Raw genomic sequence first — 22,697 nt, forward strand, 5'->3', positions numbered from 1 at the left:
GCTATGATAGCAGCCAGACGTAGACGTTCCGCGGCATCGCCAGAACGTCTTCGATACCGTCAAAATACATCCGAAACACCGCCAAACTTTCGGTCGCGAAAGGCGCTCGCGTGTCCGATGCCGGCACTTTTGCAACCTCTTTTCAGCATCGACTCATGGCAGAACTCACCCATTTCGACACCGCCGGTCAGGCCCACATGGTTGATGTCGGCGGCAAGGACAGCACGCATCGTATCGCCGTGGCGCGCGGCACCATTCAGATGAAGCCGGAAACGCTGGCGCTGATTCGCACCGGCACGGCCAAGAAGGGTGACGTACTGGGCATCGCTCGCATTGCGGCCATCCAAGGTGCCAAGCGCACCGCCGATCTGATTCCGCTGTGTCATCCGCTCGCGCTTACGCGTGTGACGGTCGAGTTTCTGGTGGACGACGGCGCGAACGCCGTACACTGCCGCGCGCAGGTCGAAACCATCGGCCGTACGGGGGTGGAAATGGAAGCGCTCACCGCGGTTCAAGTCGGCCTGCTGACGATCTACGACATGTGCAAGGCCGTCGATCGCGGCATGACGATCACCGATGTGCGCGTGCTGGAGAAGCACGGCGGGAAATCGGGAGATTGGGTGGCGCAGGACTAAGCCAGCGACGCGCCACGCGCCACTCGACTCCCGATGCTCAAGACGGCGTGCCCGCTATGCGGGCCGCCCCATCAAGTCACACCACACCGCCTCACGCGGCTGCGACCTTGCTCGCGCCCTGACGTTGGGGCCAGAAATACCACACTGCCCCCAGCGCTTGCAGTGCGATCAGGCCCGTCCAAGCGGAGAAATGCGCTTGCGCACTGTGCGCCGCGTAAGTGCCGAGCACGGCCCCGACGCCCACCTGACACAAGAAGATCAACAGGAAGATGACGAGCGTGAGCGACGTATTTACGCGCCCGATCAACGTGCCGTGGAAATGCTCCGCCAACACCGCATAAGACAGGATGCCCGTGCCGCCGAAGATGCCATAGGCGGCCCAAAGCCAGACCGGTGGAATCGGCGTACGCATCAACAACAGCGACTGCACCACGACGAACAGCACCATCCCGGCACCGGAAAAGGCAAACACGCTCACGCCACGGCGTTCGAGCGAGCGCGCAGCCGCACCGAACACGACGCTGCCGGCCATCATCGCAAGCCCCACGACCGACACCAGCGAGGCAGCTTGCGACGCCGACAGCCCTTCAACGTCGCGCATGAACGGCGCCATCCATAGCGATTGCATTGCGTAGAACACGCCCTGCGTGATCCCCGAGAGCGAAGTCACTTTCCAGAACATTCCGCTCCCCAGCACCTGACGCACGCCCTTGAGCGCCTCGGACAACCCGCCTTGCGCGTGCGAACCCGGCTTCTCGGGCGCGCCGAACCACAGCGCGACCGACATGAAAACGGTCAACGCCGCCAGTCCGAACGACACAATGCGCCAGTCGGTCAGCCCGAGCAGCCAGTTGAGCGGCGTTCCCACCACGACCCCGCCCATGCCCCCACGGCCATTACCAGACCGTTGAGCAGCGGCAAACGTGCCACCGGAAACCATTGCGCCAATGCCTTGAAGGCGCTGCCCAGACACACCGACACGCCGACACCGATGAGCAAGCGTCCCGCCATCAGTGCGCCGACGCCTTGCGCCAGCCCGAACAGCGCGGCACCCGCGGCCGCGAGCAGCAGCACCAGCGACGCGACCCGGCGCGGGCCGAACTTGTCGAGCAGCACGCCCGCCGGCAATTGCGCGCCGGCAAAGCCGAGAAAGTAGAGGCTCGTCAACAACCCGAGGTCGGCCGACGAGAGGCCGAGATCGCGCGTCATGTACGGCGCAAACCCAATATTTACGCCGCGATACACGTAGGAGACGAAGTATCCGCAGGCGAACAGGACGAAGATGCGAAGTGCCTTCGACATGAAGCTATACCTTAGTCATTTGCTCGGGTATCGATTGTCGGTGGAACGCCGGCATGAAGCCAACGAAACCTTTGCGCCCGTATTGTGAGTAGAATTTGACATCATGATTCCTCACCTCCCGCCCCTCCAATCGCTGCGCGCACTCGAAGCTGCGGCCCGCCACCGTAGCTTTACGCGGGCGGCCGACGAATTGAATTTGACGCACAGCGCCGTGAGTCATCACATGCGCTCGCTAGAACAGCAACTCGGCACGGCGCTGTTTCGCCGCGTGGGGGCTCGCATGATCCCGACCAGTGTCGGGGCGCGTCTGGCCGAGCGAGTACGCATTGGGATGTCGGAACTCATTGAGGCGATGAATGAAGCCCGAGCGGGCACGGCGTCGGGCGCGTCGCCCGCCGTCGTTCGTCTGGAAATCAGCGTCATGACCGATCTCGCGGCCCAATGGCTGATTCCTCGGCTGGGCCGCTTTAGCGAGCAGCAGCCTCATATCGATCTGGTGGTGCGAATTCACGCGGATATTGCCGCGCCCGATCCGTATTCGGTCGACGTCGGCATCTGGCATCAACGGGTCGAAGCGACCGGGTTCGTCACGCGCAAGCTGCTCGACGACTATGTGATCGCCGTGTGCCACCCCGATCTGATCGCGCGCGTGCCCGGGTTCACGGTGGCCGATACGCACAAACTGCCGATGCTGCGCTTCGCCTATCGATCATGGCGCGATTGGCAGGTCGCCGCCGGATTGGCGCCACATGAGCCAACGCGCGGGCCGATTTTCGACGACTCCGGGTTGCTCCTGCGTGCCGCCATGGCCGGACAAGGTGTCGCCACCACACGCAGCTTGCTCGTTCGCGATGCGCTCGCGTGCGGCGAGCTGGTGCAGATTGGCGATGTCCGCATTGCGCCGAGCCTCGAATATCACGTGAGCTGGCGGGAAAACCATCCGCGCGAGCGCGCGATTCACGCCTTCTGGCAGTGGATGCAGGATGAGATTGCGGCCACGACTCCGCTTGCCGTACCCGGTCTGCGGCGCGGCGACGGCGACGTGCCGATCGCCCAGGCATAAAAAAACGGCAACGAATTCCGAAGAAGTCGTTGCCGTTTCCGGTGCGGACTTGCGCCGCCAAATCGAAGATTCCGTGGCGAAGTCCGGCGACCAGACAGGTGGGGTGCCTTGCGGCACCCCGTCATGCCGTCTCTTGCGAGACTTACATGCCCATGCCCATGCCGCCCATACCGCCCATGTCACCCATGCCGCCAGCCATCGGAGCATCTTCCTTCGGCAGTTCGGCAACGGCGCAATCGGTCGTGAGCAGCAGGCCCGACACCGAAGCGGCGTTTTGCAGTGCGGTGCGGGTGACCTTCGTCGGATCCACAACGCCCATTTCCACCAGGTCGCCGTACTCGCCGCTCGAAGCGTTGTAGCCGTAGTTGCCCTTGCCGGCAATCACGTTGGCCACAACGACGCTGGCTTCTTCGCCGCCGTTGGCGACGATCTGGCGCAGCGGTTCTTCCATGGCGCGCAGCACGATCTTGATACCGGCGTCCTGGTCAGGGTTGGCACCCTTGATGTCGGCCACGGCCACGCGAGCGCGCAGCAGTGCAACACCACCGCCCGGGACGATGCCTTCTTCCACGGCAGCGCGGGTAGCGTGCAGCGCGTCTTCGACGCGTGCCTTCTTTTCCTTCATTTCGACTTCGGTCGCAGCGCCGACCTTGATCACGGCAACACCGCCGGCCAGCTTGGCCACGCGCTCTTGCAGCTTTTCACGGTCGTAGTCGCTCGTGGCTTCTTCGATCTGGGCACGGATTTGCTTGACGCGGGCTTCGATGTTCACGCCTTCGCCGGCACCATCGATGATGATGGTGTTTTCCTTGCCGATTTCGATGCGCTTGGCTTGGCCCAGCTCCTGCAGCGTGGCCTTTTCCAGCGTCAGGCCGATTTCTTCGGCGATGACCTGGCCACCCGTCAGGATGGCGATGTCTTCCAGCATGGCCTTGCGGCGGTCGCCGAAGCCCGGAGCCTTGACGGCGCAGGTCTTCAGGATGCCACGGATGTTGTTGACCACCAGCGTAGCCAGGGCTTCGCCCTCGACGTCTTCGGCGATGATCAGCAGCGGACGGCCAGCCTTGGCGACTTGCTCGAGCACCGGCAGCAGGTCACGGATGTTCGACACCTTCTTGTCGAACAGCAGGACGAACGGGTTTTCCAGGATCGCGACTTGCTTTTCCGGGGTGTTGATGAAGTACGGCGAGAGGTAGCCGCGGTCGAATTGCATACCTTCGACGACGTCCAGCTCGTCTTGCAGCGACTTGCCGTCTTCGACGGTGATCACGCCTTCCTTGCCGACCTTGTCCATCGCCTTGGCGATGTAGTCACCGATCGAGGTATCGCTGTTGGCCGAGATCGAGCCGACTTGAGCGATTTCCTTGTTCGTCGTGCAGGGCTTGCTGATCTTGCGCAGTTCTTCGATGGCGGCGGCAACGGCCTTGTCGATACCGCGCTTCAGGTCCATCGGGTTCATGCCCGAGGCAACGTACTTCATGCCTTCGCGCACGATCGACTGGGCCAGCACCGTGGCGGTGGTGGTACCGTCACCGGCGTTGTCGCTGGTCTTGGAAGCCACTTCCTTGACCATTTGCGCGCCCATGTTCTGGAGCTTGTCCTTGAGTTCGATTTCCTTGGCGACCGACACACCGTCCTTGGTCACGGTCGGGCCGCCGAAGCTGCGCTCGAGCACGACGTTGCGGCCCTTCGGGCCCAGGGTCACCTTGACGGCGTTGGCGAGAATGTTGACGCCCTCGACCATCTTGGCACGAGCGGCATCGCCGAAAACGACTTCTTTAGCTGCCATTGCATTAACTCCTTGAATACTTTACGTAGATGTCTGGGGGAGACAGTCTTAGGCGGCCACGACGGCCATGATGTCTTCTTCGCGCATGACCAGCAGTTCCTGGCCATCGACCTTCACGCTTTGGCCGGCGTACTTGCCGAACAGAACGCGGTCGCCCACCTTCACATCGAGTGCGATCGACTTACCTTGATCGTCTTTCTTGCCCGGGCCGACGGCCAGGATCTCGCCCTGGTCCGGCTTTTCAGCAGCGGCTTCAGGGATCACGATGCCCGATGCGGTCTTCGTTTCGTTGTCCAGGCGCTTGACAATCACGCGGTCATGCAAGGGACGAAGGTTCATTACAAGCTCCTCTTTCTCTCTGTGAGATCGACAAAACCTAAATATGCAAACATTTGCATATTTGGTGAATTCATGGCGTTAGCACTCTGCGCCAACGAGTGCTAATTATAGGGACGGGGTTTGACGATTTCAAGACGCGGGGTTTTCCCGGAGGTGAATTTCGGGTGTCGAGATTCATGTCGCGATGAGTCTGGCTCATGTCGCAGTGAACCTTTCACACCCAATGCAGCGCACAAAACATTCAAAATCAACTACTTAACAATCAAAAGTGGGCCACCGAATCGCTGCCCATCGTTGCCGCCCTTTCGGCCGGGTCAGGTCGAGCGCCGTCAATACATTGGCGCAGCGGTGAGCAACGTATTGGGCTTACGGCCGCACGCCGGGACCGTTCAGGGCCGGCATGTGCTGCGCCAAGACCGCGGCGGCATGGGTCTCGTCAATCCTGGGCCTCGGTGTTGTGAATAAAATTCTCCGGGACGTTCGGCCCCCATAGGTACAACGAATCCTCCGGTGCGAAATCCCCGGCGGGCCAATCTCGTCCGGCCGAGACAAAATCAATGTCGGCCGAGTACTCGCAAAAGGATCCCCATGGATCCTCGACATAATGAAAGTAATTCGACCCCAACACATGCCGCCCGGTCCCCCATCCCTTCGCGTAGCCGGCGGCCAGCATCTGGGCAGCCCCCTCCCCAACCAGATCGACGCCTTCGACATCCCACGACGAATGATGCCAGCCACGCGCGCGACTTTTGGCAAACGCCACCAAATGATGGTCGCAGCCATGCGGCGCGTGCGTGAACGCGATCAGATCCAGCGATTTATCGGACAAACGAAGACCCAGCGCGCGTTCGTAGAACGAGACCGCTCCCAGGACATCTGGCGAAAACAGCAACACATGCGATAGCCGTCGCGGCTTCACCCGCACCACCTCCGCCCGAGTACAAGCGCCGCGGGCGTCCGCCGGGACAACGACGGCCTGGCTCGCCGTCTTGCTATTCGGGCTGGTTTTCGGCCCCACCCGCACTTGAATCAGATTACCGTCGGGATCTCGGAACTCAAAACCGGCACCGCCCCCTCCCGCCATCGAAGCGACAACGCTCGCGCCCGCCGCGACCGTCTGGGCACGCAGGTCCGCGAGATCGTCCTGGTAGCAGTTGAAGCTAAGGTATGCCATCTCCTTTCGCTCCCCGCGAGCACGCGTCCCCAACGATGGCCGTCAGTCGCCCTGATCTCGAGTTCGTCGCCCTGCAGTCCGGCGCGGTTGACCGTCAGGCCGAAAGCCTCGAAGAAGCGATGGGCTTCGTCGATCGACGGGACATTCAGCGCGAAATGGTCGATGGAATGCACCGCTGCCCGCGGATGCGTCGATGAGAATTCGGTCATGACTCGCTCCTCGGAAATCATCGGCGACAACTCGTTGGTCGATCGTTCATGAAACACCTTAGCGGATGGCCTCGTCAACGACGCGATTGCGCAGCACGCCGATGCCCGCCACGCTGACCTCACAAAGGTCGCCATGCTTCATCAGCAGTTTCGGTGTGCGTGCCCAGCCGATACCTGAAGGCGTACCGGTCACGATCACGTCGCCCGCTTCGAGCGTAATGGCCTGGCTGACGATGCTGATCAGTTGAGCGACGTCGAAGATCATGTCGTCGGTACTGGCGGACTGCACGACCTCACCATTCAGACGTGTCTCCAGAAGCAGCCCCTTGGCGCCGGGTGGCAACTCGTCGGCCGTCACGAGGTCGGGACCGAATGCGCCTGTGCCGTCGAAATTCTTCCCGACCGTCCATTGCGGTGACTTGAACTGGTACTCCCGAACCGACCCGTCGTTGAAGAGCGCGTAGCCCGCAACGCATTCGAGCGCATCCTCCTTGCGGATGTGGCGACCGCCCTTGCCCAGCACGGCCGCGATTTCGCCTTCGAAGTCGAGGCCCAGGCTATCGGATACTGCCGGGCGCACCAACGGTTGTTCATGCGCCACCAGGCTGGTTGCAACGCGAAAAAAAATCGTCGGGTAATCCGGTTGCTCGTATGGGCTTTCCTCCGTGTGGTCAGCATAGTTGAGGCCGACACAGATGAGCTTGGGGGACGGGCAAGCGGCGGCAGGTACACGAGACCTTCGGCGCTCACCTTTTCCTGCCCGGCGTGCGCGCGGCCATGAGCGACGAGATCGACCCCGCGCGCCAACAACGATTCCAGGGTGTCCTCGCCGAGCACGCGAATGGCGTCGCCATCGCGAACGCCCAGCGTCGCCTTTCCATTTTTTACGAACGATACATAACGCATGGGTGTTCTCCAGAGACTTTAGGGTTGGCGCGCCCGCTCACAGATCGCGGGGCAGCGCATGTTGTTCGAGCCACGCTGAAAAAGCGCGGCAGATGGTGTCGTTGGCGCGACGCGCCGAACGTGAGGCTTCGAAGAAGCCAAAGAACGGATGAAACATGTCTTCGAAGCACAGGAGTTGCACCGGCACACCCGCCGCCTCAAGACGCCGCGCGTAGGCAATACCTTCGTCGCGTAGCGGGTCATGGCCAGCGACTGCGATCAACGCGGCAGGCATGCCGCGCAGATCGGCAGCGCGCAGCGGCGACGGGGGGAACTCCCGCGCACGCGCCAAAGCCGAGCCCATATAAAGCCGCGAGATGTCTCGCAGGTCGGATGGCGAAAGCATCGGGAAGTCGATGCCCTTTGCCTCTATGCGCGCGACGTCGCGAGCCATGTCGACGCCCGGCACAACGAGCAGTTGCGCGGAGATACCGACGCCGCAATCGCGCAACGTCAGTGCCGCCGACGTTGCCAGATTGGCGCCGGCACTCTCCCCCGCCAGCACGACCCGCGACGGATCCCCGCCAAGCACCGCGACATGGCGGACCGCCCAGCGCGTCGCGGTCAACGCGTCGTGATGTGCGGCGGGAAACGGATGCTCCGGGGCCAGTCGATAGTCAACCGACACCACCACCGCCCGCATGTCGCGGCAGAGCTTGCGCGCGATGTCATCCATCAGCTCGACACTGCCGAGAACAAATCCGCCACCATGGAAAAACACCACCGTAGGCATCACCGCGCTCGGATCCAAGGGACGGTAGACGCGTACTGGGACATGCGCCCCCGCAGACTCGGCGATCGCATCTTCCATCGCGCCGACCTTCGGCAATGGATTGCGTTCACGCGCTGCCATAATGCCGCGGCGCATACGTTCACGGGCTTGCTGCGGCGTTCCGGAAAATGGCGGAAGCGTTTGCGCGGCACGCATCGCTGACACGAGATCCGCCAGCTCGCGGTCCAACGGCTGAGGCAATTTAGCGTCACTCATTTCAATTCAAGAATGTATTGCTGGGACGCAACAGCACGCTGTCGTAGAACGTTCAGGTCGACACCGATCATTCGGCCCTGTCGCTTCACTGCGCGCCCGGCGACGAAGACCGAGTCCACATTGCCCGGATGCGCGGCAAGCACGACAGCGCCCACGGCGTCCGACACCGGGGTGAGGTTGAGGTCCTCTCCACGGATCATGATGATGTCGGCCTGTTTGCCAGGCGTCAGAGAGCCGACTTTGTGATCCAGCCCGTTGGCGCGCGCCCCCGCCAGCGTGGCAAACTCCAGCACCTCGCGCATCGAGAGCGTTGCGGGTGCGTTCTGGACCCGCGAGTGTTGCCCGCCCATCCACGAACGGTAGTACGCGAAGGCATGACGCATCTGCGTGAACATATCGCCCGAGCATTTGGTCTCGGTATCGCCGCTCAAGCTAGGCCGGATGCCCACCGCTAGCAAGCGATCAAACGGGATATCGCCAATGCCTTGTGCGTTCAACTCGCAGTGCACGCCGAGCGAAGCGCTTACGCCGGCATCCGCCATCATCGCGATCTCGTCGGCGCCGGAAAAACAGCAGTGCACGAACGTCAAGTCGTCGCCCAACACGCCCGCGTCATGCATCTGCGCGATCGCTCGTACTGAGGCGTTTCGCGCATACGCCCCCATGTGAATGCTCGATCGAATTCCGAGGTCGCGCGCAAGGCGCAGATCTTCCAGCCAGACATCGCGCCGCGTCATCTCTGGGCCCCGTGCCGCCATGGCAAGCGTGAGCAGTTGATCGTCCGACGAAAAATACCGCGTTCGCAACCGGCGAATATCTTCCGGATGCCCCCGCTGACTGTCGAACATCCACGACGCACCGTCCACTAGCGGCCAGCCATGTGCAAACACGCCACGAATGTTGGCCTCGCGCAGCCCAAGGATCGCGGCATCCGCGTGATCGGGGCTGTTCTGGACATGAGACCAATCCAGCATCGTGGTGATGCCACCGTCAAGCGCGGACACTGCGCCAAGCATCGTGGCAACATGAACGTCTTCCGGGCGAAACGCAGCCCCCTTCGCGCCCAGCATTTCGGCGAAGTAAATTTGCGGATCGATATCCGCGTAGCGATGCCGCACGCAGCTCTGCCAGGTATGGCGGTGGGTATCGACAAACCCCGGCAGGACGATCATGCCGCTTGCGTCGACGCGTTCGGCATCCGCTGCGTCAATGCGTGGCGCCACCGCCAGAATGCGCTCGCCCTCGATCAGCACGTCACCCACGCGCAGATCGCCGATCGCCGGGTCCATGCTCAGCACCCAGCCGCCCGTCAGTAATCGTCGATGTTCGCTCATGGGGTCACCGCTTCATCCATTTGCCAAGTTGCACGTCGATGTCTTCTTCGCGAGCCAACGCCTCGCTTGCCCACGCGACATAGCCATCGGGACGCACCAGCAATCCCTTGACACCTTCGAGCACCGCAGGAATGCGTGCGACACGAGCCCTGAGCACGCTCACCGGCCGACCGGTAACGTCGATCGATTCGAACTGACGTGCAAAGCCGTCCAGATCGATCAGCAAGAATTTCCGCTCGCGCAACGCCTGCGTGATCGCCACCGACCGGCCGTCAAGCAAGACCAGGTCGATATCTGGGCACCGCTGCCCGGTCAACGGATGGCTGCCGGGATCGCACGGATAGGCCGTCTCCAGACCGTTGAGTTCGAGCACCAATTTGCGTTGCACCTCCGGCAGCGGAATCAGGTGCTCCTGCATCCGCCGCTTGAGCGCGACGGCCTCGGGGCCGAAGTTGAATTGCAACGCGCACTGCGCCTTTACGCTCTCGAGCAGCCGGCGCATGACCGGAAGGCGTTCCGCATCGTAGGTGTCTAGGGTCTCGGCGTCCGCCACGCCGTTGATGACGTTGGCCAGCTTCCAGCCAAGGTTGAACGCGTCCTGCAAGCAGAAGTTCATGCCTACGCCACTGGCCGGATAGTGAATACGGGCGGACTCCCCTACCAGAAACACACGTCCCTGCCGAAGGGTTGGCACCGCGCGCATCTGGTCATCGAAACGCGAAGCCCAGCGGTATCCCTTGATGCCGTAATCGGTGCCGTGCACGTCACGAATGCACTGCAACACCTCATCGAGCGTAACCGGCTCGTCCTTCGGTGCGTGCCGGCGATCACGATGCACGATATTGAATCGCGTAATGCCTTCGCCGAATACGTAGCCGCGCACCCACCCCATCTCGTTGTCCACATTGATACGCCCCCCGGCCACGGCGCCTCAAGCTCAGCGTCGACAACAATGCCGCGAAACGTCCCCGAATGCCCGTCGAACGGAAGACCCAGCTTTGAACGCACGACGCTGCGCCCGCCATCCGCGCCGACAACGTACCGGGCGCGCAGCGTCGAGAGATTGCCGGTGGAATCGGATAGCGCAAGCTCCACGCCGTCATTCACCTCGCGGACGTCACGGACTTCCTCGCCTCGCCGGATCACCGCGCCCGATTCAGCGGCCCACTCCCACAGTACTTCCTCGGTCTTGTTCTGGGGCAAACCCAGCGTGAAGCCGAAGCGCGTATCGAGGTACTTCCATTCGATCGGATGGAATCCCGCCCAAATGTGCGATGGTCGATACGGATAGTCCGCAATTTCACGCGTCTTTCGGATCAGTCGATCAGCGACGCCTCGGGTATCGAACAGCTCCAGAACCCGTGGCAAAATCGTGCCTGCGCGCGACTGCACGCCTTCGGTGCGTCGCTCAAGGACAAGCGTCTTTACGCCGGCGCCGGCCAACTCGGCAGCCATCGTCAAACCCGACGGGCCACCACCGACAACAATCACATCCCACTGCATTGCATTTTCTCCATCAGAACCCGAGACAGAACCGGCCGACATGTTCACGTCGCCGGTTAAAAGAAGTGCGTGACACCGGCCTCAAGCACCGCCTGGTGCGATGCCGAAGCCGGCGGTTGATTTCGAAGCACGGCAAACTGGCCTGACCCAGCGAACTGAAACACGCCGAGGAGATAAAGACTGGTGCGTTTCGAAAGGGCATAGTCGATATGCCCGTGAAACTGATTCCACTTGTAAGACTCGAGTTTTGTGTACGAGTAGCCACCGCCAATTCGCGTCTGCGGCGTCACGTACTTGTAGGCGCCCACATCAATCGATTGCGCCGTGGCCGATGCGCCAGCAGCCGATAGGCGCGTGTAGCTGTAGTTACCCATCACGCGCCAGCCGTCGTTCACGTATGCGACGCCCACCGTGCTGGTGTTCTGGTTCTGGAATACCGATGCCGTAGGCGTCTTCGTGAAATCCAGACCGTACAGGTGCGACACTCCCAATTTGAGCCCCGGCGCATACGGAACGCCATTGACGGACTCCCAAACGGCAACGGATTGCCACGGCCCTGCCGTGTAAGCCACTTCGGCACCGACGACGCGGCCCGTGTTGGTGGTCGAGCCTGCCTGCCCGATCCCGTACATCAGACCGAACTGAAATCCGCCATAGAGGGGTGACTTGTATTTGAACGAGTTGTTCAGGGCGTTGCCGACCGTTCTGTCAAGATTTCCCGGATGCGTCGCGAGAAGTGACGTAAACCGCTCGGAGGTGAAGGGCACCAGATCGGCCAGCAAGTCGTACATCGAACCCATGGTCAACGTACCTTTGCTCGCGGAACTCAACCCGACGAAGCTCTCGAATGGCGCGTCGGCTCCGTTATTGAGAAAAGCGTAGCGGCTCAAGCGGAATACCGCGGAGGTGTCGCTGTCGATCACTTCCTTACCCGAGATCGCAAAGAACGGCACGGCGTGGGTATTGGTGGCTTGCCACAGTGCTCCACTACCGATTGGGCTGGCGTTACTGGTGTACGAGACACCCATACCAAGCAGCCCAGAGAGCGTCACGCTCGATTGAGCATGAATGGATGCGCTTGCCGACAACAATATCGCAGTACTAATAAATTTTATTTCTACGAGCTTCATTGAAACGTCTCCTGGCTATTGTTTTTTGTTTCCCACCTCACGCATGTCGCAATGCGCGGTCGCACGCGGGTGCGATGTTAAGCACGATCAACGGCGACTCAAGGCGCACCCACTTGCGTCGCAACGTTCGATATGACGCTTTCGGTACGCGACACACTCCGGTACAGCGCTGCAGACGCCACCAGTGCGATCCCCCCTGACACGGCGAATACAACTGCCATGGCATTGGGCAAGGCATCTGCACTACCGGCGAACAGGAGTCGCCCGACGAGGGCGATGAGCGTGGGCGAAAGGCCCTGACCAAGCAACCCATTCAACACGAGCACGATCGCCATGACGATGCCGATCGACTGCGTGGGTACGACGCGCGCCACGATCGTCGAGGTGACGGACATGAAGGTCCAGGAGAAAAGAACAACCAGCGCATCGACGATCCAGAACGTCTGCAGCGTTCCCGTCAGCACCAGCGCCACCGTGAGTCCCGCAACGGCAATACTCGTCACCATGCCCACCCGTGCAACGCCGGTCAGCGCCGCCGCTCTGCGCTCCATCGCCATTCCCGCCAACCAGAGCCCGAGCGGCCCCATGGTCAGCAGCACGGCCCCCTGAATCAGCCCAATCTCTCTCATGCCGAGATGAAAGCGTCGAACGATCACCGTTGGGAGCCACGCCGCCAGGCCGAACGTGATGATGGCGTTCGCCACAACAAAGAGGAACAACGGTCCGAAGATGGCACGATGCGCCCAGAGATAGGTGGCGAGGTGGTGCGTGCGCCGCGGCTGGTTCGTCGCGCCGTCGCGTTGACGCCCCGGATCCTTGCTCAGGAAAATCATCACGCTCATCGGCACGCCGACCAACCCAATCAGGAACAGCGTCATCTGCCAGGCCGTCACATTTCCCAGGAACGGGATGGTGTTCATGCCGGACGACTGAATCACGCTCATCAACGGACCGCCAAGGACCAGCGACAGTCCGGTGCCAAGCATCAACGCCATCGTATAGACGGAGAGCGCTCGCGCGCGCCGGTCCTCGTCCACGCCGTCGCGAATCAGTGAATACGACGACGGGGGAATCAACGCCTCGGCCCCACCCACAATGACGCGCGCGGCCACCAGGACGGCAAAGGTGGTCGCTGCAGCGTTGGCCGCGACTGCCAGTGACCACACCAACACCCCGGCGGCAATGATCAGACGACGGTCGAATCGATCGGCCAGCCAGCCCGCCGGCAATCCCACCACGATATTGGCCACAGCAAATGCCGCCCCAATCAAAAAGCTGATTTGCACGTCGCTCACACCGAAATCACGCTGGATCGGCGCGACCATGAGCACCAGGATGTTCTTGTCGATCTGGGCCAGCATGGTCATCAGCGTCAAGGTGGCGACCAGCCCCCACTGGGCAAGCCGCGAGCCCGCCTTACGATACGCCTGCATAGGTTCATGTCTCCGTGATGCTTGTTGGTTTCCAGGCTATGGGTGCCTGTTGAGCCGATTATAGGTATCGCATGACATTTATATAATTTATTGTTTAAATACGGTGCATCCATACCGTAAATATCAAACAGGTCATGCGATTCAATAAACTCGATCTCAACCAACTCGTGGTGCTAGATGCCCTTCTATCCACTCGCAGCGTCGGCAAAGCCGCCGAGCGTTTGTTCTTGAGCCAGCCCGCGACCAGTTGCTCGCTGTCCCGCCTGCGCGAGTATTTCGAGGACGAGTTGCTCGTGCCGGTGGGAAAAATGCAGGTACTCACACCGCTAGCCGAGGAGTTGGCAAAACCCGTGAGGGACGTCCTGCTCCAAATCCAGACGATCACGCGCGCACGTCCCACGTTCGATCCTGCGACATCGACACGTCGCTTCACAATAGAGGCGTCCGACTACGTGATCAGTGTGTTCCTGTCGGAAGTTGTCAAGCGCGCGACAACGCTGGCGCCCCTGATGCAGTTCGATTTGCGCGCGATCAGTCCGCAGACGCCCGAGCATCTGGAGAACGGCGAGGCAGAACTGCTGATCGCACCAGAGTTCGCCAAGGTTGCCGGCCATCCGGCGGAGCCTTTGTTCGACGATACGTTTTCGTGTCTCGTGTGCGCCGAGTACCAATTGGCGGGCGACCGGTTGACGGAAGACGAGTACTTCGACGCCGCTCATGTGGGTGTCGAATGGGGGGGCGGGCGTCGCATTACTTTCGACGCCCGCTCACTGTCCACGAGCAAGCGCACACGGCGCCAGACGGTGATCGCGCCGACCTTCACGCTGGTGCCCGCGTTGCTCGTGGGTACCTCGCGCATCGCCACGCTCCCCTCCCGGCTGGCGCATCAGATGGCGCAACGTTTCCCCCTTCGCGTGCTGGAATGCCCTGTCGGCATCCCGGCCTTCGTCGAGAACCTTCAGTGGCACAAGTATCAAGAACGTGATCCGGCCATCGCCTGGCTGCGGTCGCTGTTTCGTGAGACCGCCGAACGCTTGCCCCCAATCTCGACGCCCGGCGAAGAGGCCGTCCGTAAATCAGGCGCCGGGCGCGGGACGCATCGGCGCGCCGAACCCAAAATCAAGCGATCGAAAACCGCAAATTAGCTGCGTGCCAATCCATCAGCCTAGTGCCGACAACGCCGTGTTTCTACCGCAGGCTAAGGGGATAGACAATACGAGTCGACATTTAGACTCATTTATTACAAATTCAACGCATTGAGTTTGTATTATTGACTCATAATATGATTTGAGTTAATTTACGGCTCATTGATTCGCTTTTGCACGACAACGGCCTCAGGGTGGAGAAGACGGTGGACACAGTTCGACGGTATCGAAGCGGCGAGGCAGCCAAGCTCGTCGACATGCCTGCGGCGACATTGCGTATCTGGGAGCAACGGTATGGCGTGGTGTCGCCGCCCACCAGTGCCTCGGGTCAGCGCCTGTATTCCGATGTCGATGTCCATCGTCTGAAGACGATCAAGGCACTGGTTAACCGAGGGCACGCCATCAGCTCGATTGCCCACTTGGATAGTGATCAGTTGAGACAATTGGCGAGCGGAGACAACGTCCGCGCGCTTACGACCGCCCCCATGCGAGACACGAACCTCTTCATCGTGGGATTTGGTGAAAGCGTGACGCTTGAGATGCCGAAAGGCGTCAATGCCGTCCGGCTCGACACGGTTCAAGATGTCCCCTCCCCTGGCGGCAACGAGTCCGCTGCGACCTGCCTCGTCATTCGGGTTGAGGCACTCCACGAAGACGTTGTTCTATCTATCGTCACGGCAGCGCAGCGACTTGTGTGTGACGACGTACTCGTCGTCTATTCCTTCGGCACGACGCGAGCGGCTGAACTGGCGCGCTTGGAAGGCATCAACCTCAGACGAGCTCCCAACGCCTTGTTACACGCGAACGACCTCCTCGCCGAGTACCTGCAGACGTGGCACCGCAGCGATTCCAGCAACGAAGGCCAGGAACGGATCTGGCGCAGGACGCCGCGTCGGTTCGACAACGAGACACTGATCAGCGCGGTTTCCCGCTCGACGACCATCGCTTGCGAGTGCCCCAAGCATCTCGCCGAACTGGTGCTGCAGATTGCCGCGTTCGAGCGTTATAGCGATGAATGCGAGTCGCGTTCACCGGCCGACTCGCTGCTCCATCGACACCTCGGCGACGCGGCCAACAAGGCCGTTGCCATGTTCGAAGCGGCCCTCGCCGCCGTGGCTGAGCATGAAGGCTGGCCCATTCCGGCGACCACGCCCGGAGACCGCTGAACGTCGGGACGCATCGGCGCATTCCTTTTCCGGAGAACCTCATGGGCGCGATCATCGATTCGCAACCGGCCATCACGAAGGGCGCCGCAGAGGGCGTCCCGTTGTCGCAAGTCGTCCGGCAGCGCTTGCGCAACGCCGGTGTCCGGTTTCACGCCAACGACAATATCGCCCCCTACCTGCGCGAAGGCGATGTCGAGACATTGCAGGGCGAAGTCGCGACGCATATCGAGAACGCGCTTCGCGCGCTCGTCATCGACGTCGACAACGACCACAACACGCGTGAAACCGCGAAGCGCGTGGCGAAGATGTTCGTCCGGGAAGTGTTCTCGGGACGTTACGAGCCGCCGCCCGCGGTCACGGAATTCCCAAACATCGGGCAACTCAACGAACTCACGCTGATCGGGCCACTTCGCGTGCGCAGCGCGTGCTCGCATCATCTCTGCCCGATCATGGGTCGCGCGTGGATTGGCGTTTTGCCTGCGGCGAATTCGAACCTGCCCGGTCTGTCCAAATACGCCCGATTGCTCAATTGGGTCATGGCACGACCGCAGATTCAGGAAGAAGCCGTCAAGCAGATCGCCGACTTGCTCGAAGAAAAAATCGCCCCCGACGGACTCGCCGTCGTGATGGAGGCGGACCACTTCTGCATGCATTGGCGAGGGACCAAAGACGACGGGGCCCGCATGGTAAGCAGCGTCATGCGGGGACGTTTCCTCGAAGATCCCGCGTTGCGCCGCGAGTTTCTGGCATTGATGCCCGACCGCTCGCAGTAACGGCATCGATCCCGCAGCATCCTCCCTGGAGACGCCGCGATGACAACCATCGACATCAGTCAATACGCTTGTCCAACGGGCGCGGGCGTCGCGGGTACCGCGTCGAAGAACGCGCCCGCGAGTGCGTGCTCGAGCGCGGCCGGTGACAGCGCGGGTGCCGCCCGCGTGTCGGCTCGTACTTCCCTCGGCGATTGCGCCGACCTGACGGGTCTGGTGACGCTTGCCCAGCTCGGCGACGAGGACGCGTTCGCGCAGCTTTACCGGCATACCTCGTCCGTGCTGTTCGGCGTCATCCTCCGCGTGATCCATCATCGCGCCGAAGCCGAGGATATTCTTCAGGACGTCTATATGGCGTTGTGGCAGCGTCGTATTGTGTTCGATGCGCAACGCGGCGACGTGCTTGCGTGGATGTCGACCATTGCCCGGAACCGAGCCATCAGCTATCTACGCAAACGACAACCGATTCCGCTGGACGAGACCCTCATGTCGTCCATCGCCGCGGATACCGCCCCGCCGCCGGAACTGACCGAAAAAGATCGCGAAAGGCAACGACTCTCGGTGGCAATGACCGCCCTCTCTGCGCAACAGCGACAGGCCATTACGATCGCCTACTTCGGCGGTTTCACCTACACGGAACTTGCCCGAACGCTGGGTGTACCGGAGGGCACTGCCAAAAGCTGGATTCGTCGAGGCCTCGCCAAGCTCCGGGATGTGCTCGAGTCCTGAAAATTCGCGCCATCGATCACGGTCGACGATACCGACATTCGATGTCGACGTCCGTGATGAACGACGGGCGCAAACGCAGATTTCCCTTCACCCACACAGGGACTGATATGACAAACGCTGTTCCCGCCAAAAGATCCGTCGCGCTGCGGTTGCTGAGCGCGCTCTCCTTCTCGTTCGCGTTCTTCCTGCTCTCCGGGTGCGCCAGCACGAGTCCGCCGCCTGGGGTCTCCCCCGTGTCGCCCTTCGATGTAAGTCGCTATCAGGGCCAATGGTACGAACTGGCTCGCCTCGACCATGCGTTCGAGCGCGGTATGACGGACGTGTCCGCCACCTACACGCCGCAGTCAGATGGCAGTATTCGCGTGCTCAACCGAGGCTTCGATACATCGAACGGTCGGTGGCAAGCGGTGACCGGCAAGGCGCTGTTTACCGGGTCGCCGTCTGTCGCATCGCTGAAGGTATCGTTCTTCGGGCCGTTCTACGGCGGGTACCACGTGGCCGCCATCGACCCCGACTATCGCTGGGCGCTGGTGGTGGGGCCGAATACCGGTTACTGCTGGATTCTCGCGAGGGAGAAGCATCTCGGCGCGAGCGAGCTGGAGCGCATTGTGGCGCGTGCGCAAGCGTTGGGGTCGATACGGCGTCGCTTGTCTGGGTGTCTCATGATCGCGTCGATCCCGACAAATGACCCAGCACGGTAAGGCGTTTCTGCCCAGCAAGGTGTGTCATGCTTGCGGCCGACCCTTTGCCTGGCGCAAGAAATGGGCGCGGGTGTGGGACGACGTCAGGTACTGTTCCGAGCGATGCCGACGGGTGCGTCGCCCGGAGCCGGTACAATCGGGACAAAATACCTTCGCCAAACCCTTCCGATGATGTCAGTTTCATCCATCCGCCTCATCCGTTCAGCCCCTTCCGCTCGCCCTGTCCGGGCAGCGCTTGTCCTGGCAGCACTGGCGAGCGCACTGGCCGGCTGCGCGGGTCCCCGGTCGCAGGCCACGCCGGCGACCCCGCCGAGCGCCAGCGCGGTACCCCCCGCTTCCACGCGTCCATCTCCCGCCGCCGACGCACCGCAGGTGGCCGCCGCGCTGCCGTGGTGCGTGCAGACCTCGCTGCGCGAGGAGGACGACTTGATGCGCAACTTCGGCGGCATTCCCGCCGGCGTTCGCCGGATCGAAGAAACCCGCTTCATCGCCAGCTACGATCGCGCCACCGGCAAGGTCGGGCCGCTCGACAACGGGAATCGCTTCGTGATGGATTTCGACGCACAAGGTCACCTGCTCGCGAACACCGACCGCGGCCACTATTCGTATGACGCCAGCGGCCGGTTGGAGAGCATCGATGGCGCCCCCGTCGAGTGGCAGAGCGCCGACGCCTGGATCGTGCGCGGTCCCGGACGTCGCGCCACATGGAAGGAGCAGGTGCGCCAGGAGAACAACGGGCAGTGGGAATGGACCCGTAGCCTCATCGCTGCCGCCAACGGCGCGCATCACCACCGTACGGGCAGCCTGCAGGCGCGACGGTTCGACGACGAGTGCTTCGCGCTCTCGCGTCAATGGTCGGCGCCCAACGAAGCACGTCAGGTCGTCACGGCCGACGGCAAGGTGCGTCCAGCGCCGAAGCGGGTCTCCTACCGGACGTTCGCCAGCGTGGAGCGCACGCCGGACGGTGGGCGCATCGTCCGCGACAACGGCGCCGCCGCGCTCATCGACGGTCAATGGCTCGCGCTGGCGTGGGACAACGAGGTCGCGCAATACTCACCGCGTCACGAACTCACGCGCGTGACCCGCACCGACGCCGCCACTGGCGAGCGCCATGTGTCGGAGTACCACTACAAGTACGACGCGCACGGCAATATCGTGCGCGTCGTGATCACCTCGCCCGCCGCGCATGGCGAGAAGGTCGACCCGTTCGCCAATGTCTTCGTGCGCAAGCTGACCTACTTCGACGCGGCGCCGGCAGCCCCGGCGTCCAACCAACTCACGTCGGCAAAGTAAAACGGAACGTCGCCCCCTGCCCGGGCGTGTCGACCAACGTGATGCGCCGTCCGTGCAGTTGCAGAATGCGATGCACGATGCGCAAACCCAGCCCGCCCTCGCGGCGGGCGCCGCCGACCGTGAATGGCCGCTCGAACAGGCCTTCGCGCGCGGTCTCGGGAATGCCGGGACCCGTGTCGCTCACCAACACTTCGATGTCGGCGCCCACCGGCGCCACCGCCACCGTGATCTCACCACCCGACGGCGTGTAGCGCAGCGCGTTGTCGAGCAGGTTCGTGAACACGCGCTCGATCAGGCCGAGGTCGGCCCGCGCAACGGGAATTTGCGGCGCGAGTTGCGCGCGCAAGGCGACGCCGCGCGACTCGGCACTCAGTTCGAATTTCTGAAAGACGTCCTGGATCAGATCCGTCACGGAGAACGGCTCGGCCTCGGGCTGCACGAAGCCATGTTCCAGACGAGCCAGTTCGAACAGCGACCGCGCCAGCGCGCCGACCTTGCGGCTCTGATCGAGCGCAATGCCCAGATAACGCCGCCGCTCGGCGGGGGTGAGCGTGGCGTCCTTGAGCGAAAGCGTCTCGAGATAGCCGTGCAGCGACGAGAGCGGCGTGCGCAGATCGTGCGAGATGTTAGCGATGAGTTCGCGCCGCTCCTGATCCTGACGCGTAAGCGTGCGCCACTGCGTGCCCAGCCGCTCGACCATCTGGCGGAAGGCACGTTCGAGCACCACGATCTCGTCGTTCGGCCGCGCCTGCTGCGACGCCAGTTCATCTGCGGAGACGGCAGGCAGCGGCACCGGGGCCGCGTCGATATCGAACTCGCGCACGGAATCCGTCAATCGGCGCAACGGACGCGTAATCAGCGCGAACGCCGTCAGACCGGCAATCAGGCACAGCGCCGCCACCAGGCCGATCGACCATAGCGCCGTATCGAGCGCCGCGCTCGTCGCGCCGCGCGCCGCGAAGCGGTCGTGCGCCTCGCCGACCAGCACGACGTAGACATAGCCGACCTCGCGACCGTCCACCCGCAGCGGTGCGGCACTGAATACCTTACGGACATCGGCGTTACGGGGATCGTCGCCATAGATCGGCAACGCCTCGCCATCGATCAGCCGATGCACGGGGCCAGATCGACCTGCAAGCGACGCAGATGGCCCTCGGGCGCCGCGTGACCGGTAATGCGCCCCTGCATGTCGAGCAGATACACTTCGACGCTCGGATTCACCACCATGAGTTGCCCGAACAGACGCCTCACGGCGTCGGGCTTCATGCCGTTCGCGTCCATGAGCTGGGCGTTCGCGGCGATATGCTCCGCCAGTCCGCGCGAGAGTCCCTGAATCACTTCGGCTTCGTGCATGCGATTGGCGCGCACCTGCATCCACGCCGACGTGCCGCAGCACACCAGCAGCAGTCCTGCGAATACCAGCGACAGGCGCTGCGTGAGGGTGAGATTCCAGCGACGCATCATGCGCCTCCTGCCTCGGCACCCGTGCCGTCGGGCCCACCGTCATTGGCGAACTTGTAGCCGCGTCCCCAGACCGTGAGGATACGCGTGGGCTGCGCCGGATCCGCCTCGATCTTGGCACGCAGGCGATTGATGTGCGTGTTGACGGTGTGTTCGTAACCCTCATGCTGATAGCCCCAGACCGCATTGAGCAGGTCCATGCGCGAGAACACCTTGCCGGGCTGGCGAGCGAAGAAGTACAGCAGATCGAATTCGCGCGGCGTGAGATCGAGCCGCTTGCCGCCAAGCGATGCCTCCCGCGCAATCGGGTCGATGAACAACCCCGCCATCGCCAGGCTGCCCGCGTCCATGCGCGCGTTGCGCGCCAGCGCATCGACCCGCCGCATGAGCGCCTTGACCCGCGCCACCAGCTCCAGCACTGAAAACGGCTTGGCCAGATAGTCGTCGGCGCCCAATTCCAGCCCGAGGATGCGGTGCACTTCGCTCGCGCGCGCACTGATGATGATGATCGGCGTGTATCGGGTCATGGCCCGCGCGCGACGGCAGATTTCCAATCCGTCGACGCCGGGCAGCATCAGGTCGAGGACCAGCGCATCCCACCCGCCCTCGGACAATCGACGAAGACCTTCGTCGCCGTCGGCGCAATGCACGACCTCGAACCGCTCGTCGCGCAGATGCAGCGCGAGCAGGTCGGCAATATGCACGTCGTCTTCGACGAGCAGAACACGGCGCGGCGATTCCATCGCAGGAAAGACTCCTGGAAAAGTGGGTCTTGAAGGCCCCATTGTGCGCAGTTCCCGCACCGCGAGGTATCACGAATTGTTTAATTTTACGTGAGGACTTTGCCATCGCTGGCGCACTACCCTTCAATTATCGATCCGGCGCGAACGCCTGCTATGTCTGCTGAGCCGAACCACGGCCGTCGCGCTCCCCTGAACACGCGGCGGCGGGCCAGCCCCGCGCCGGATCGCCCTACTGACCGGAGGATGTCATGCGTTTGTCCGATAACCCACCGCGCAAACCGTCGCGCACGCACGCCGCGAAGGCTGCCCCGACGCCGTCGCGCCGCGCGTTCCTGCTGAGCGCCACTGCGGCAGCCGCCGCCGTCGCCGCCGGGCTGGTGCCGCGCCTCATGCGCCCCGCACACGCCGACGATGCCCGTCGCGCCACGGATCCCGAGCACTTCGAGGTCGCCTACAGCGATGCCGAATGGCGCAAGCGTCTGACGCCCGCCCAGTACGAGATCTTGCGTCAGGCGGGCACCGAGCGTCCCTATTCCAGCCCGCTCAATGACGAACACCGCGCCGGAACGTTCGCCTGCGCCGGCTGTGCGCTGCCGCTTTTCTCGTCGCGCACGAAATTCGACAGTCACACGGGTTGGCCAAGTTTCTGGATGCCGCTGGATCATGCCGTGGGCACGCACACCGACTCGACCTTCGGCATGGTTCGCACCGAAGTCCATTGCCGACGTTGCGGCGGCCACCTCGGCCATGTGTTCGACGACGGTCCGAAGCCGACCGGCCTGCGCTATTGCATGAACGGCCTAGCGATGACGTTCCAGCCGCAACCCGCCTGAGCGCCATGCGTC

Annotated in this window: 17 protein-coding genes and 6 pseudogenes; 10 read left to right on the plus strand and 13 right to left on the minus strand. The window is 62.5% G+C overall.

Going from position 1 to position 22,697, the window contains the following annotated elements:
* Nucleotides 1–155: 155 nt before the first annotated feature.
* Nucleotides 156–635, plus strand: coding sequence for a cyclic pyranopterin monophosphate synthase MoaC (moaC, locus tag DRB87_RS16580; protein WP_130026690.1), 480 nt, complete (start codon nucleotides 156–158; stop codon nucleotides 633–635).
* 91 nt (nucleotides 636–726) lie between these two features.
* On the opposite strand, the pseudogene DRB87_RS16585 reads toward moaC, so the two are convergent.
* Nucleotides 727–1,937 (minus strand): annotated as a pseudogene (locus DRB87_RS16585) (nitrate/nitrite transporter).
* A 103-nt stretch (nucleotides 1,938–2,040) separates the two neighbouring features.
* Here DRB87_RS16585 and DRB87_RS16590 point away from each other — a divergent pair.
* Nucleotides 2,041–3,000 carry a LysR substrate-binding domain-containing protein gene (locus DRB87_RS16590; protein WP_130026691.1) on the plus strand — a complete coding sequence of 320 codons (960 nt, stop codon included), beginning with the start codon at nucleotides 2,041–2,043 and terminating at the stop codon, nucleotides 2,998–3,000.
* 142 nt (nucleotides 3,001–3,142) lie between these two features.
* Here DRB87_RS16590 and groL read toward each other — a convergent pair whose 3' ends face one another.
* From groL to DRB87_RS16635, 10 genes and pseudogenes are all read right to left on the minus strand, one after another.
* Nucleotides 3,143–4,789 (minus strand): chaperonin GroEL, encoded by a 1,647-nt coding sequence (groL, locus tag DRB87_RS16595; protein ID WP_130026692.1) that lies wholly within the window; start codon nucleotides 4,787–4,789, stop codon nucleotides 3,143–3,145.
* A 48-nt stretch (nucleotides 4,790–4,837) separates the two neighbouring features.
* The gene (gene groES / locus DRB87_RS16600) at nucleotides 4,838–5,128 is read right to left on the minus strand and encodes a co-chaperone GroES (protein ID WP_017231613.1); all 291 of its coding nucleotides are present in this window, start codon (nucleotides 5,126–5,128) and stop codon (nucleotides 4,838–4,840) included.
* 436 nt (nucleotides 5,129–5,564) lie between these two features.
* Nucleotides 5,565–6,511: pseudogene (locus DRB87_RS16605) on the minus strand (VOC family protein).
* Nucleotides 6,512–6,569: 58 nt separating this feature from the next.
* A pseudogene (locus DRB87_RS16610) lies at nucleotides 6,570–7,417 on the minus strand (fumarylacetoacetate hydrolase family protein).
* Between the two features lie 37 nt (nucleotides 7,418–7,454).
* Nucleotides 7,455–8,444: an alpha/beta hydrolase gene (locus DRB87_RS16615; RefSeq protein WP_240756028.1), complete on the minus strand. Its 990-nt coding sequence runs from the start codon at nucleotides 8,442–8,444 to the stop codon at nucleotides 7,455–7,457.
* A complete protein-coding gene (locus DRB87_RS16620) occupies nucleotides 8,441–9,778 on the minus strand; it encodes an amidohydrolase family protein (protein ID WP_130026693.1) in 1,338 nt (445 codons plus the stop codon). Before DRB87_RS16620 ends, DRB87_RS16615 begins: the two co-directional genes overlap by 4 nt.
* Nucleotides 9,779–9,782: 4 nt before the next feature.
* Entirely contained in the window at nucleotides 9,783–10,703 is a 921-nt protein-coding gene (locus DRB87_RS23990; RefSeq protein ID WP_255501271.1) for an FAD-dependent monooxygenase, read from the minus strand.
* 53 nt (nucleotides 10,704–10,756) lie between these two features.
* Nucleotides 10,757–11,323: pseudogene (locus DRB87_RS23995) on the minus strand (FAD-dependent oxidoreductase); the annotation flags it as partial.
* 14 nt (nucleotides 11,324–11,337) lie between these two features.
* Nucleotides 11,338–12,411 carry a porin gene (locus tag DRB87_RS16630; RefSeq protein WP_130026694.1) on the minus strand — a complete coding sequence of 358 codons (1,074 nt, stop codon included), beginning with the start codon at nucleotides 12,409–12,411 and terminating at the stop codon, nucleotides 11,338–11,340.
* Nucleotides 12,412–12,509: 98 nt separating this feature from the next.
* Nucleotides 12,510–13,844, minus strand: a complete 1,335-nt coding sequence (locus DRB87_RS16635; RefSeq protein ID WP_130026695.1) for an MFS transporter — start codon at nucleotides 13,842–13,844, stop codon at nucleotides 12,510–12,512.
* 134 nt (nucleotides 13,845–13,978) lie between these two features.
* On the opposite strand from DRB87_RS16635, the gene DRB87_RS16640 reads away from it, so the two are divergent.
* The 7 genes and pseudogenes from DRB87_RS16640 to DRB87_RS16670 all read left to right on the plus strand — a co-directional run bounded on the left by DRB87_RS16640 (nucleotide 13,979) and on the right by DRB87_RS16670 (nucleotide 19,648).
* Nucleotides 13,979–14,989 carry a LysR family transcriptional regulator gene (locus tag DRB87_RS16640; RefSeq protein WP_130026696.1) on the plus strand — a complete coding sequence of 337 codons (1,011 nt, stop codon included), beginning with the start codon at nucleotides 13,979–13,981 and terminating at the stop codon, nucleotides 14,987–14,989.
* Nucleotides 14,990–15,195: 206 nt separating this feature from the next.
* Nucleotides 15,196–16,155 (plus strand): MerR family transcriptional regulator, encoded by a 960-nt coding sequence (locus DRB87_RS16645; RefSeq protein ID WP_130026697.1) that lies wholly within the window; start codon nucleotides 15,196–15,198, stop codon nucleotides 16,153–16,155.
* Nucleotides 16,156–16,196: 41 nt separating this feature from the next.
* Nucleotides 16,197–16,928, plus strand: coding sequence for a GTP cyclohydrolase I (gene folE / locus DRB87_RS16650; RefSeq protein ID WP_130026698.1), 732 nt, complete (start codon nucleotides 16,197–16,199; stop codon nucleotides 16,926–16,928).
* A gap of 39 nt (nucleotides 16,929–16,967) precedes the next feature.
* Nucleotides 16,968–17,654, plus strand: a complete 687-nt coding sequence (locus DRB87_RS16655) for a sigma-70 family RNA polymerase sigma factor (RefSeq protein ID WP_130026699.1) — start codon at nucleotides 16,968–16,970, stop codon at nucleotides 17,652–17,654.
* 107 nt (nucleotides 17,655–17,761) lie between these two features.
* Nucleotides 17,762–18,342 (plus strand): annotated as a pseudogene (locus DRB87_RS16660) (lipocalin family protein).
* Nucleotides 18,339–18,527 (plus strand): DUF2256 domain-containing protein, encoded by a 189-nt coding sequence (locus DRB87_RS16665; RefSeq protein WP_130026700.1) that lies wholly within the window; start codon nucleotides 18,339–18,341, stop codon nucleotides 18,525–18,527. Before DRB87_RS16660 ends, DRB87_RS16665 begins: the two are co-directional and overlap by 4 nt.
* A gap of 200 nt (nucleotides 18,528–18,727) precedes the next feature.
* Nucleotides 18,728–19,648: a hypothetical protein gene (locus DRB87_RS16670; RefSeq protein WP_165385349.1), complete on the plus strand. Its 921-nt coding sequence runs from the start codon at nucleotides 18,728–18,730 to the stop codon at nucleotides 19,646–19,648.
* Here the strand turns inward: DRB87_RS16670 and DRB87_RS16675 are convergent.
* Nucleotides 19,632–21,112, minus strand: a pseudogene (locus DRB87_RS16675) (ATP-binding protein). The gene DRB87_RS16670 and the pseudogene DRB87_RS16675 overlap by 17 nt on opposite strands.
* Nucleotides 21,109–21,852: a response regulator transcription factor gene (locus tag DRB87_RS16680; RefSeq protein ID WP_130026702.1), complete on the minus strand. Its 744-nt coding sequence runs from the start codon at nucleotides 21,850–21,852 to the stop codon at nucleotides 21,109–21,111. Before DRB87_RS16680 ends, DRB87_RS16675 begins: the two are co-directional and overlap by 4 nt.
* A 389-nt stretch (nucleotides 21,853–22,241) precedes the next feature.
* Between DRB87_RS16680 and msrB the strand changes: the two genes are divergently transcribed.
* A complete protein-coding gene (msrB, locus tag DRB87_RS16685; protein WP_370364011.1) occupies nucleotides 22,242–22,685 on the plus strand; it encodes a peptide-methionine (R)-S-oxide reductase MsrB in 444 nt (147 codons plus the stop codon).
* Nucleotides 22,686–22,697: the final 12 nt, after the last annotated feature.

Origin of the sequence: Pandoraea sp. XY-2 (assembly GCF_004193915.1) — a bacterium.
Classification (GTDB): domain Bacteria; phylum Pseudomonadota; class Gammaproteobacteria; order Burkholderiales; family Burkholderiaceae; genus Pandoraea; species Pandoraea cepalis.